The 11075-nt window shown below is 48.5% G+C and carries 14 protein-coding genes; 4 read left to right on the top strand and 10 right to left on the bottom strand.

The window, feature by feature from the left end:
* From IAE27_RS25725 to IAE27_RS25710, 4 genes are all read left to right on the top strand, one after another.
* Positions 1 to 1177, top strand: a 1177-nt coding sequence (locus IAE27_RS25725; protein ID WP_200093055.1) for an FRG domain-containing protein, incomplete at its 5' end; no start/stop codon positions are given.
* A 290-nt stretch (positions 1178 to 1467) separates the two neighbouring features.
* Positions 1468 to 2658 carry an FRG domain-containing protein gene (locus IAE27_RS25720; RefSeq protein WP_200093053.1) on the top strand — a complete coding sequence of 397 codons (1191 nt, stop codon included), beginning with the start codon at positions 1468 to 1470 and terminating at the stop codon, positions 2656 to 2658.
* An 881-nt stretch (positions 2659 to 3539) separates the two neighbouring features.
* On the top strand, positions 3540 to 4529 hold the full coding sequence (locus tag IAE27_RS25715; protein ID WP_200093051.1) for a glycosyltransferase: 990 nt from the start codon (positions 3540 to 3542) through the stop codon (positions 4527 to 4529).
* 3 nt (positions 4530 to 4532) lie between these two features.
* Positions 4533 to 4988 (top strand): hypothetical protein, encoded by a 456-nt coding sequence (locus IAE27_RS25710; RefSeq protein ID WP_224255597.1) that lies wholly within the window; start codon positions 4533 to 4535, stop codon positions 4986 to 4988.
* A gap of 79 nt (positions 4989 to 5067) precedes the next feature.
* Here the strand turns inward: IAE27_RS25710 and IAE27_RS25705 are convergent, their stop codons facing one another.
* The 10 genes from IAE27_RS25705 to IAE27_RS25660 all read right to left on the bottom strand — a co-directional run bounded on the left by IAE27_RS25705 (position 5068) and on the right by IAE27_RS25660 (position 10991).
* Positions 5068 to 5442, bottom strand: a complete 375-nt coding sequence (locus tag IAE27_RS25705; RefSeq protein WP_200093049.1) for a TA system toxin CbtA family protein — start codon at positions 5440 to 5442, stop codon at positions 5068 to 5070.
* A gap of 48 nt (positions 5443 to 5490) precedes the next feature.
* Positions 5491 to 5850 carry a type IV toxin-antitoxin system YeeU family antitoxin gene (locus IAE27_RS25700; protein ID WP_200093048.1) on the bottom strand — a complete coding sequence of 120 codons (360 nt, stop codon included), beginning with the start codon at positions 5848 to 5850 and terminating at the stop codon, positions 5491 to 5493.
* A 22-nt stretch (positions 5851 to 5872) separates the two neighbouring features.
* Positions 5873 to 6094, bottom strand: coding sequence for a DUF987 domain-containing protein (locus tag IAE27_RS25695; protein ID WP_200093063.1), 222 nt, complete (start codon positions 6092 to 6094; stop codon positions 5873 to 5875).
* A gap of 13 nt (positions 6095 to 6107) precedes the next feature.
* Positions 6108 to 6590, bottom strand: coding sequence for a RadC family protein (gene radC / locus IAE27_RS25690; protein ID WP_188245866.1), 483 nt, complete (start codon positions 6588 to 6590; stop codon positions 6108 to 6110).
* Positions 6591 to 6830: 240 nt separating this feature from the next.
* Positions 6831 to 7310 (bottom strand): antirestriction protein, encoded by a 480-nt coding sequence (locus IAE27_RS25685; protein WP_200093047.1) that lies wholly within the window; start codon positions 7308 to 7310, stop codon positions 6831 to 6833.
* A gap of 78 nt (positions 7311 to 7388) precedes the next feature.
* Positions 7389 to 8210 carry a DUF932 domain-containing protein gene (locus tag IAE27_RS25680; RefSeq protein ID WP_200093046.1) on the bottom strand — a complete coding sequence of 274 codons (822 nt, stop codon included), beginning with the start codon at positions 8208 to 8210 and terminating at the stop codon, positions 7389 to 7391.
* A gap of 106 nt (positions 8211 to 8316) precedes the next feature.
* Positions 8317 to 8529, bottom strand: coding sequence for a hypothetical protein (locus IAE27_RS25675; protein ID WP_032755286.1), 213 nt, complete (start codon positions 8527 to 8529; stop codon positions 8317 to 8319).
* 85 nt (positions 8530 to 8614) lie between these two features.
* Entirely contained in the window at positions 8615 to 8974 is a 360-nt protein-coding gene (locus tag IAE27_RS25670) for a hypothetical protein (RefSeq protein WP_004136901.1), read from the bottom strand.
* Between the two features lie 54 nt (positions 8975 to 9028).
* The gene (locus IAE27_RS25665; RefSeq protein ID WP_200093045.1) at positions 9029 to 9493 is read right to left on the bottom strand and encodes a hypothetical protein; all 465 of its coding nucleotides are present in this window, start codon (positions 9491 to 9493) and stop codon (positions 9029 to 9031) included.
* Between the two features lie 277 nt (positions 9494 to 9770).
* The gene (locus tag IAE27_RS25660; RefSeq protein ID WP_227685301.1) at positions 9771 to 10991 is read right to left on the bottom strand and encodes a hypothetical protein; all 1221 of its coding nucleotides are present in this window, start codon (positions 10989 to 10991) and stop codon (positions 9771 to 9773) included.
* Positions 10992 to 11075 lie beyond the last annotated feature (84 nt).

Here is an 11075-nt window from a genome sequence, read left to right as displayed (position 1 = left end):
TCTCTTATCTGGAGATACAGCTACTGTCTGGTGTTTCAGGGGGCTACATCACCAAGCAATCCTTCAGCATTATGGGTTTCGTTCCTTTTTCCTTGATGTTAGTGGCGATCCGCGTGTTGCTGCTTGGTTTGCATGTAATAAATTTGATTCTAAGTATGTGGTCAATTTGGTAGAGGATTGCTTTGAAGATCCAGTTTGGTTGCGTACTCTAAATGCTTGTTTCGCTCCATCCGAAGATATTGGCCACATTTATTTAATAAGCCAGAAGTTACTACGACAATACAATCTTCAGGCTGTTCATCTATCCGAAATTGCGACAGATCATGGCGCTCCAAGATATGTGCGACAGGATGCGTACATGGTGGGGCCTTTAATTCGTGAAGGGTTAGATGGAGACTGTATTATTTGTCATATCAGCGCTCCAGCAGAGGTTCTACGTAAATATGCGGAGGGATATAGTGTTGGCTGGCTATTTCCAGAACCATGTGAGGATCCTGTTTATCGCGAACTTTTGGCAATGCCATGGGTGAAGATGCGACACCTTTCGGATGAAGGTCTTGAGGCGTTCAAGAGGTCATTGGAGTTACCTGAGTATTCCTGTCACCTTCAAAAGCGCATGCCTTCTAGAAGTGCAATGTATAGACCCTTTTGGACTAGGGACCTTCCGCCTCCGGACGGTTTGGCCACTATCTCTTCACAAATAGTTCAGATTCTATGTGGAAGCGCCCTGTATCATGGTGTAAGTGACCCTTGTTTTGTTCTTCCTGAAATCAACAAGCTATTAGAAAAGTATAATGAGATATCAATTGAACTTGATGGACTTGTTTACCATGGTATGGACACTAGATATGGGAAGGGCGTTGGAATAGTAAAAATGCCTGAAAATATTGTATGTGTATTTGAATATGGTATCGATCATCCAGGGTTGCGTATCATGAGTATTGGTCGCTTCTGTGGGATGCACTATCGAATCGATAGTAACGGCTGTTGGGAACGTGTTATTCATGAGGAAGACTGCAAGTGTGGTTCAGAACATATTGACAATATATCCTTACTTGGCCGGATTGATGTTTCCTTGAGGAACAAGTTACTAGAAGATATCGGTTCAGATTTATATGTTCAGAAAGGTATTGACCCGACCTCTGACAAATTGGCTACATGGGGGGAACCTTACTAGCGTGATTGAGCTGGCAAGGAAATGTCTAAATTATCCGTGGCGGTTCACTTATCGTTAAGTATTACAGCATTCTATGGCTGTATGAATATAACGTTGAGTCAACTGACCACCAAACGAATCGGAAAACTGTCACATGGAAAAATCTAACTTGGCGACCAGTTTTATTTGACAAGTATCTATATTGGTGATAATAAAGCTTATTCGAAAGCTTTCGCTAAAATTTAATTTAGAAGAAAAAGCTTTTATGTATTGGCGTTAGTATTAGTCAACTATTGGAAAATAAGAAACTCATGGCGAATTATGATAACTATTGGAATTACTACAGTAATGACTTCGATTGGCCAAATAATTTTTACCCCCCAAATTTAGAGAAGACTCGACAGATTTATTCTGACCTTGGCATCCAAACTGCAGAAGCCGAAGCGCTAATCTCGTCAGGATATGTGAATATGGGTGGTGACATAATTATAGATCGTTACTATGGCGGACCTCTAGCCAGTTCGGATCTTGCCACACGAATTCACAAAAATAATTTTACCGAGTGGTATCAGATAGCAAAGTCCGGTAAGATCTTCTGTAAAGATATTTTTTTAAACACAGCAAAATCATACGACGAATTAACGAGGCAGGTTAACAAAATCCAAGAGGCTCTAGGGCAAAAACTATTGTTCCGTGGGCAGATTATGCATTACGAGATTACTCGCCCAATAAGAAATCCATACTTTCTTATCGAAGGGCTTGGCGAGACTTCTTTTATTCCTTCTATTTGGCGAAATCTCCTCCAGAATCATCCGCGATCATTTCACCATTTCAATGGTATTAACTTGTTTGAGTGGTCGAAGATTATCTATTCACAATTCGACATCGAGGAAGTGGATCGGCGAATAAACGAACTCATAAAACGAGGTGAGTGGATATATTCAGCACAAGATATGGAGGATTCAGATGATCCTTTAGTGAGTCTCTTTGGCCGCGTTCGATTGGATTTGAGTATGGGCTACAATTACAATCTGGCTGACCTACTTAATACTCTACTGCAGCACTATGGACTGTTTTCGCCGTATTTGGATTTAAGCAGTGATTTGCGAGTGGCAATGTTTTTTGCGAGTCATCGTTTTGTTCCCAATGCTGGCAATGATCATTACCAGTTCGTCGGAAGTAACGGTTCGAAGTCCATCCTGTACTTGTTTAAGCATAAACAAAATGAAATGGCGGTGTATGCACACGATCGAGTTCTTTATGGTTTACAGCCACTTAGACCGGAGAGGCAATCATGTGTAATCTGCCGATCAGGTCCTTACGCACTTAATCTTGCGGGCTTATATCTTGTTGGAGCGATTCGAATCGATTTCGAACTGCCGGAGTCTGAACGTTTATCGTCGCATGTGCTCTTTCCTGATGAACATGAGGATAATTTTCTCGCGGCCCTAATCGAAAATTGCAGGCATCCAGAAAGAGTGACCACTTTTCGACATCGATAGCTACTCTTAAATAGCACAATAAACTGTGGTAGCTCAAACTCATTTGACAGCTACTGTCAGGTCAAATCACAATGAGTCTTTAAATTATCCACATGCGACTTTAGGTCGAAATCGGTCATAAATAACCGATAGGTCTGGTCAAAAGCGTAAGTTGTTACTGCGGTTAGTCTTAGCAGATGGGGAGTTGGTCCATTTGACCTACTCCCCGATGATTAAAATTCCTCAATGTTAGTCATGTAGCTGTTGGCGTTGCCAACTTCCGCTTCTCGCTCATAGCAGCCATTCAAAGCGTTAATAATTTTTGTAGATTTTCTATTCCACATAATGTCGGTTATCGGGAATGGTTTGACTATCCGACAGGTAGTGCATTCTTTCCAGTTCAACAAACTGGTCGTACCGATAAAGAGAGCAGGAACACGGATGGCGTGTAAAGCAGAATGAAAAAGATGATCGATTAAACCGATCGATTGATAAAAATTGATCTGCAAAATGAATTATCCGGCCCGGTAGCGCCTGTGTTAAATTCCTAAAAACTCATTTAACGTATTGTTTATTAATTTATTTCCTATCTTCTGGTGGGCGGCTTTCTTTTGTCCTGCGGGCACGGCACCGGAATGCGACAGCAGGTGATGGAATGAAAAGATGTGCCAGATGTAACAAGAAAAGAGGCGTTCTGGACCGGATTTTCGGGCTGGATAAAGAATTCTGCGATGGCTGTCTGATGGTGGTTAACCAGGAAATCAGAGAAAAACGAGTGGTATCCACACCTGTACAAAAATCACCTGAACGCTCTTCCTGATAATGTTTCTTACCCGGCAGGTTATTGCCCCTGATGGGGTGACAGCTCTGAAGTTTCCCTCTGCTTACATTTCCTTTGCTCAATGAAAATCAACATCGATATCAGCGTCATCATTCCTACCTGCAATGCGGCTGACAGTATCGGGGTTCTGGTCCAGACACTGCTTGGCGAAACAACGCTGAGTCCTGAAATCATTGTTGTGGATGATGGCTCAACCGACAAAACATGGACGCTACTCAGCGCCATTACAGATGAACGGCTTATTCTCATTCGTCAGGAAAATCAGGGCGTGTATGCTGCCCGTAATGCTGCACTGGCGATTCACCGTGGTGAATGGGTGGTGTTCCTGGATGCGGATGACCGGGTTGCGGCAGATTTTCTGCAGGAGCGGCTGCGCACAGCCCGCGAAGCGCAGGCCGATGTCGTCCTTTTCAATGCCCGGCATACAGACAGCGCCGGACATCTGCGGCATACCGTTCACTGCAGACAGCCTTACGGTCAGACGCTGACGGGTCAGCAGTGGATACGCCATTGCGTCAGTCAGAGGGAATGGCCGCATTATCTGTGGCTGCAGATAATCCGTTCAGCGTATATTCGCGAGCATGACCTGCGATTCCAGGAAGGGAAAAGCCACAAGGACATTCTCTGGACGATACAGCTTGCCGCCGCAGATGGCCGATTTTATTTCTCTGACAGACAGGATTACCTGTGGGTGAATAACCCAGCGTCAATTACCCACCGCCCGGATTATTATGATATCCGCGCGTTCAGCTATTGCGACGTGATTGCAGATATTCTGACACTCAGTACACAGACGCAGTACCGATCTGTCAGACGAGCGCTGGTCAGGCATGCGCTGGTGGAAAGCCGCCATTTTCTGGGCCTGTACCGGCGCAGGGTGAATGACCGGCTGGCGGTCCGGGCGCGTTTTCGTGCGCGGATAGCCTTTCGCCATCTGGTACCCGGCGTGAGCAACCTGAGCGATGTCTTTTTCCTCCTGAAGCTGGTCCGCAATATTTATCTGCCTGGTGTCCGCAATACTCCCGCAGCCGTTTCGCAGGTGCGGCGTTAATCCATGGATATCGCAACGCTTCTGGCGCGGTCGTGGCAAACTGCGACAACGGGTGATGACTCCATTAGCTCCGCAAGGGATATCGTCGAACACTGGTATGATAAAGGCGGTGACCTCACCCGACGGACCCGACGGTTTATGCTGCGGGAATGCCTGTGGATAGCCGCACATTACCGGGACACTGAAACGGTACTCACCCGACAGTTTCGCCTGCTGACCGTGTTACTGTATCTGGGCGGTTATTTTCCGAAAGGAAATGCCGACGGCATGCTACCGGAGAAATGTTTCATTTTACTGAACGCCCCGGAATTAAGCCCCATCCTGACAGACGATACGGCCCCTGATGTTCTGGCGGCGTCCTGCCACACCCTCTTCTACCTCAGACGGATATCTCCGTTAAGGTGTTACCGCCATACGCGCTGTCTGAGCGAACATCTGTATCAGTTGATGGAGATCTGATAAAAGCGCCAGTCTTTGTACTGGTACCTGAGGGGCTGATCGCTGACGGTGTTGGCGTCAACGATCAGGGCTAACGTCATTATTTCCCTCCGCTGAATCTGCCACCTGTGATGTCAGTAACGGTTTTATTTCCCTTACGGGTCATCAGCCCGGTACCCTTCCGGGCGCGGAGCATATCGATGCTGCCGATGAACGGAGACTGTTCTTTCACGCTGAAACCGTGACGGTCAGTACGTACTAGGTCGTACTTTTCCACGATAAAACTCACCGCGTCACACAGTGAGATGCCCGCATCAATGTGCTTCTGGATCACTCTGTCGTTGCCAAACGGTGTGTCGTTAAGCGTGAGTCCGTAATGTTGCTCCAGCAGATACTTCAGTAATTCTTGCCAGATTTCGACTGGCGACAGACATGACAATGCCGCCCGTTGAAGGGGCAGAGAGTGTGTTTGCATGGTTTGAGCTCTTTATTGGGGGGATAAATAAGAGAAAGCGTCCGAGGTTTATGCAGTTGTTGCAGATGTCGGATAAATTACGATGTACAAATAGCCACAGGAGCCGAGCGTATCGGCCTCACATATCAGCCCTTTTGCGTGGAGCGTGATGCAGCGCTGAATGTGGGGCGTGAGTTCGCTGCTGGTCAGCATGAGCTCCATCTGCTTCATCAGTAACGGAAATGCCTGGTCCAGATGGCGTAAATCTGCGTCATTAAATGTCCCAGTGATGCTGGCGCGGTCAGCAAGGTAATGCAGGCGGTTACCCTCCTGTACCAGCCGGGCACCAAAACATGGCGTGACGTTGCGTCTGAGGCCCCACCAGTGTTCCGCGATGTTATGGTTGATTACGCAGGTTGCTTTCTGCATGTAAGTACTCCTTAACGGTGAGTTAATTCAGGGTAACGCTGCGCAGAATCACATACGGACCGTTGCGGTCCTGTCGGCGTTCAGCAAACACGGCCAATACCCCCCGGATATCCTGCACTTCCCTGCCGTAGTAATGGCAGATACTTCCGAACCACTTATATTTCCCGGTACAGAAGCGAAACAGCCGGGACTCAGAATGCTGGCGGTATATCGCCATTGCCTGACGTTTACTGATGATTCTCATCATTATTCTCTCCCTAAAGCCAGCCACGCTCGGCAAACGAGACGATGTCCATGCCTCCCACGACCAGGTGGTCCAGCAGGCAGATATCCACGAGTTTAAGTGCCTGTTTCAGATGGTCAGTGAGCAGCCGGTCGGCATGGCCAGGTTCCGCATAACCTGACGGATGATTATGTGAAAGCACGATGGCAGCCGCGTTGTATTTCAGTGCGGCCTTTATCACTTCACGGGGATGTACCTGCGTATGGTTGATGGTGCCGGTGAAGAGCGTTTCATGGGCAATAAGACGATGCTGGTTATCGAGGAAGAGTGCCATGAAGACTTCACGCTCCAGCGTGGTGAGCTGCAGACGGAGCCAGTCGCGGACCGCCTGACTGGAGGTGAATGCCTCGCCGGGTTCGCGTAACTGGCGTTCCAGCAGGGTCAGTGCGCGTCTGATAGTGCGCTGTGCGACGGGAGATATTCCCCCGCGGTCAGGGGGACACGTGGTGGTATTCATTTGCTTTTCCTGTCTGTTGACGTATCCGGGACGGATGTGTTGTACAGTTTCACGGCAACGACGAACTCGTTGTGCAGGGATTCGAACCATGCCCAGATATGGAAGAGAGGGGTACCTGCCGGGAAATGCAGGAAGGGTTCGTCGGTCACAACCTCTCCGTCCTCATCCCTGACCGTTGTTTTCCCCGGCGCATCCCTCAGGGCATTAAGATGAGACAGTTCATACGGCATAGCGGGACGCTCAGTCGGTAATGCACATGATGGCGTTGCATTCCGGGTGATTGAGCGCATAGTCACGCAGACGCCAGTAATGTTCCGTCATGGCATCGCATTCTGTGCGGCATGCGTGATGACTGTAAGCGATAAGACAGACCGCAATCCCTGCAGCTTCGGCGCTCATGTCTGCGGCATTGCCATTCATGGAGTTAAACAGCGACCAGAAGGCATCGCTGTCCGTTTCCGGAGCCATGAAGGCTCCGCCGTTGCTGAGAGAATAAAAACTCCAGATACCGCCGCTGTAGTCAGCGCAGAACCGGTCCATCCACGCAAAGACCTGCGGTTCAAGGGTTATCCACTGCGGGATGTTGCCAAAGTGCTGCGGCCAGAATCCCACACGCTGTTCGTCCGCTACGGACATGGCTGTCAGTGCCGGTGCAGAACCGTCATCGCCAGCCTGCAGAGGTCGCTGATTGTTATCATTAATATTAATTATGTCGGTCATGTTAATTTTCCTTATGCATGGAGATGTCGAATGAAGGTCTTGGGCCGGGGATTGATTTCTGTGGCGGGGCGCGGGTGATTACCGGTCCAACAGGTTCAGCATGTTCTCCGCCATCACCCAGAGCGCGCGGTTTAATTTAACGTCGCCATCAATCCCGTTTACTGCGCGTGTATGGGTGTGTTTACCCTGAGCGGTACGGCCACTTAGTCCGCCTTTCAGCAGGTTTTCCTGAATGCGCTGGTAGGTGGTCCACAGGTCATCTCTCTCGTCCTGCCAGCGGCGGGGTGCAAGAATTTGCGATTCAGTCACAGGCTGATACTCTTCCCCAAAACGGTATGTCAGCGCCGCTTTAGCCAGTGCATGCTGTGCGGGTGACGGGAGTTGCAGGGACTGCATGGCGTCACGTTTTTCTTCCACCCGGTCAAAGACGCTGAGAACCTCATAAGCCCCTTCAATCACCTTCCCGACAACATCCCCCCGGTGTGGCACGCGGATCTCGCCAAACGATTGTCCGCAAACGAGCGAATTGGTGCAGACACTTCTGAATATCCCCGGCAGCAACTGAAAACTCGATGCGCCATCGTGAGAATTCAGAATGATGATTTCCGGCACCTGCTGGCCGTTTATCTGACCGGCACGACGCAGCCGGAGCATATGCTTTGTATGTTCCCGTCGGCTCTGGTCGCGCACTCGTGACTGGCAGGCAAAGAATGGCTTGAACCCTTCGCGTTTAAGGTTCTCCAGCAGGGTGATCGTGGGTATGTAGGTGTACTTTTCGCTTCTGGAGTCGTGCTTGTCTTCCCCGAAGACGCTGGGGACATGCTGCATCAGTTCTTCGTGGGTTAAGGGGCGGTCGCGGCGAATCTGGTTCACCCGGCCAAAACGGCTGGCTAATCGCATAGTTGATTCCTCATCTGATTACTCTGATGGCATAAAAGCAAAAGCCCCTGCACCGTGAGGAGGCAGGGGCTGGATGTGTTGTTCTCAATGAACGGATAGGGCGGGGTTACAGCGTATCCAGAATCTTCAGTATCTGCGCCATCAGGGCGGTGATAAGTGCAGTGACCAGCAACGTGACCGCTTCCCGGGCTGTATCAATGCAGTCGTCATCGTAACCGGCCTGACGAAAGCGGATTTCAATATACTGCCGGGCATGATGTCCGCCGCACCAGGTCAGCGCCTGGCTCAGGGCGGTCACCAGCATTTTCAGAAAGGTCATAGGATTTACTCTGGACTGCGCAGCGGCAGCCCGTTGGTCATGTGGCATTTTTTAGGTTGGGAAACGTTAATCAGGGGCGGGGGACTCAGTGGTAAGTGTAACGCCATCCCCCCTTATCAGTAGTGACGACGACTTCTGAAGCCACGCAGTTATTATAAAAACTCACGCTGACGGACTGCCCGTAACGCAGGGTAGCAGGCAAAATAGTTTCTTTATTGCTGGAGTACAGATATTTCTGGTTGGCAATGCGACAGTTTCCCCGGTTCACGTCAATATTTTCGACTTTCACGGTGTTATCCAGTGCAGTGACCACGACCGTGACGTAGCGTGTTCCGGCAGGGTGAACCTGATTACTGGTCTCCACTTTGATGGATGGCGTTGGCTCTGCCAGCGCCAGGGCTGACAGTGCAAACAGTGCGGGCACCAGCATGTGTTTAAATTTCATAAACTGTTCCTTTTAAAAATAACGTAATCAACAGGTATTAAATTCAGATGCAGGCTAGAGTGCATCTTTACCCACGCAGCCGTGGGTCCCGAATACTGGCAATACCTTTGCTGCCCCAGCCAGCGTGAATGTGGCATCCTTAACACCGTCTCCGGTTACTGAGACCTGTTTGCCATTACGTAGCTGAGCCCAGGCCAGCGCCAGGTTATTACCGCCCACTCGACTGCCAGATTCGCTGATGTCGATGGGGGCTCCACCGTCGATACTGACCTGAAGGTTTTTATCTTCATCCATACTGACCTGATGCCCGCAGGCGTCAGTGAATATGACCGTGGCCGGTTGCGAGCCGTAATCCTCACAGGTCAGAGACAGTTGCGATTGACTTTCCCCATTGATAACAAACTCTGATACTCCCTGGCCCCAGCCCCGGGTCCAGGTGGTTTGATTACCGAAGGCCATTGCCACTGCCGGTACCAGCGCACAGGTCAGTAGTAAAGGGTGAATCATTTTTCTGTTCATTTTTGTGCACCTCTGGTTTTCGTAAAACGCTACCCGGAAAGGGTATCTGCATGTTTTTTAGTAGAAGACAGACAGTCATAAGCATCCCGTTGGGATTTTATAGCTGCAAAAAAGAAGGGGATAACGATGAAATTCGATCGAACCGATCGACAAAATTGATCGTGGTTCAGTAAATATATTTACCGTAAACCTCGCCCGAGTTTATCGATGGTCCGGTTTCACTTCGGAAGGGTGATATATATCTGAGATTTTATTGAACACAGGCTGAGGAAATGCATCACTGAGGCAGTATGGCGCAGACACCGTCCTCTGTGACAGGAGGAACACTAAAAAAGCGGTTATAGAAGAGATTACAGGCTCTGTGGTCGCTGGTGTCAATGTGAAAATATTTTGCCATGTACTGGCTGAGTATATGCTGAAATTCGTCGTAGATTTGTTGAGACCCCCGCTTGTGCTTCACCCTGATTTCATCGACTAAACGATAACATTGCTCCAGCAGGTGGTCGGCGTCGCCGTTCAGCAACGCATGAAACGCGGCAACGGCAAATAATTCATTCGCAGGCCCGGCATTAAGCCAGACGCTGACTTCGGTACAAACCAGCGTTTCCCATAGTGACATCAAATTCAGGCGTAAGGCTTCCTCTTTTAACAGACGGGTTAGTGGAGGGAATGCGTAAATATCAGTGTCAAATAGCCTGCGTGACAGACTTAAATCAGCAAAGGCAAGATGCTTAACTCCGTACAATGCTTCCTGTACAGCATCTGAACCGTATTTATCCGTTAACGCTTTCAGTAAGGTCGATTTAACCGGTTGAGGTGTTTCCATTGCTTTTATGCCACTCAGCACTCCTGACTGACAGCAGGGGATAAAATCCTTCATCATCCGGTTTATAGCAGCAGGTGCGATGATAATGTTTCTGGCGATATTTGCACCGCCCTTAGAGTTAGGGTAAATGTGGCATAGCTCAAGATCCAGCCAGGGGATTAACCTTTTTGTCGTATCAGCAACTCTGTGCCCGTTCAGCATATTATACGTTTTTTGGTGGACAGCTTTGCGCTGATATAACCGAATGAGGTCTGCAATATCCGTCGGACCGGTGATACTCCCCAGTCCAAGGGAATTATTTTTTAGCATAGCTTCCAGATTGAGCCAGTAAGAGTGCTTAACCAGTCTTATAATAGCATCGTCATCGATTAACCTCCGGGCTTTATCCCGATGTTCCTTACAACAATAAAACTGATTGCGGGTTTCAGTTATACTGATACCACAGGCGGGATACTGGCATATTAATGCTGCTCTTTCCGTTCGTCTGGCTGCATTTAACTGTCTGCCCTGATAATGTACCGGGCATAGCCGTAATATCCGTTCGGCGGGTGAATGGCCGATCTGTGCCATGCAGTTATTTCTTTTACATACGGCCATAATTAAACTCTTATTTAATGTGATAATGTCTTTGCTTTTGTTGTTAATAACAATGATGCTATTTTTATATGTCATTAAATATATTTATTAATCAACATTAATTAAATGTTGATGTATTTGTCTCAAATGAGTAAGAAATACACTAGCAAAACACATTGT

Origin of the sequence: Klebsiella sp. S69, from assembly GCF_016516145.1 — a bacterium.
GTDB classification, from domain to species: Bacteria; Pseudomonadota; Gammaproteobacteria; order Enterobacterales; family Enterobacteriaceae; genus Klebsiella; species Klebsiella oxytoca.
Note: the sequence above shows the minus strand (reverse complement) of the source record. Positions and strands in the feature narration are given on the sequence as shown.

Excerpts from the sequence above, each read along its gene's own strand:
- IAE27_RS25720 (WP_200093053.1), top strand. The coding sequence starts at position 1,468 with ATGGCGAATTATGATAACTATTGGAATTACTACAGTAATGACTTCGAT.
- IAE27_RS25715 (WP_200093051.1), top strand. The coding sequence starts at position 3,540 with ATGAAAATCAACATCGATATCAGCGTCATCATTCCTACCTGCAATGCG.
- IAE27_RS25710 (WP_224255597.1), top strand. The coding sequence starts at position 4,533 with ATGGATATCGCAACGCTTCTGGCGCGGTCGTGGCAAACTGCGACAACG.
- IAE27_RS25705 (WP_200093049.1), bottom strand. The coding sequence starts at position 5,442 with ATGCAAACACACTCTCTGCCCCTTCAACGGGCGGCATTGTCATGTCTG.
- IAE27_RS25700 (WP_200093048.1), bottom strand. The coding sequence starts at position 5,850 with ATGCAGAAAGCAACCTGCGTAATCAACCATAACATCGCGGAACACTGG.
- IAE27_RS25695 (WP_200093063.1), bottom strand. The coding sequence starts at position 6,094 with ATGAGAATCATCAGTAAACGTCAGGCAATGGCGATATACCGCCAGCAT.
- radC (WP_188245866.1), bottom strand. The coding sequence starts at position 6,590 with ATGAATACCACCACGTGTCCCCCTGACCGCGGGGGAATATCTCCCGTC.
- IAE27_RS25685 (WP_200093047.1), bottom strand. The coding sequence starts at position 7,310 with ATGACCGACATAATTAATATTAATGATAACAATCAGCGACCTCTGCAG.
- IAE27_RS25680 (WP_200093046.1), bottom strand. The coding sequence starts at position 8,210 with ATGCGATTAGCCAGCCGTTTTGGCCGGGTGAACCAGATTCGCCGCGAC.
- IAE27_RS25675 (WP_032755286.1), bottom strand. The coding sequence starts at position 8,529 with ATGACCTTTCTGAAAATGCTGGTGACCGCCCTGAGCCAGGCGCTGACC.
- IAE27_RS25670 (WP_004136901.1), bottom strand. The coding sequence starts at position 8,974 with ATGAAATTTAAACACATGCTGGTGCCCGCACTGTTTGCACTGTCAGCC.
- IAE27_RS25665 (WP_200093045.1), bottom strand. The coding sequence starts at position 9,493 with ATGAACAGAAAAATGATTCACCCTTTACTACTGACCTGTGCGCTGGTA.
- IAE27_RS25660 (WP_227685301.1), bottom strand. The coding sequence starts at position 10,991 with ATGACATATAAAAATAGCATCATTGTTATTAACAACAAAAGCAAAGAC.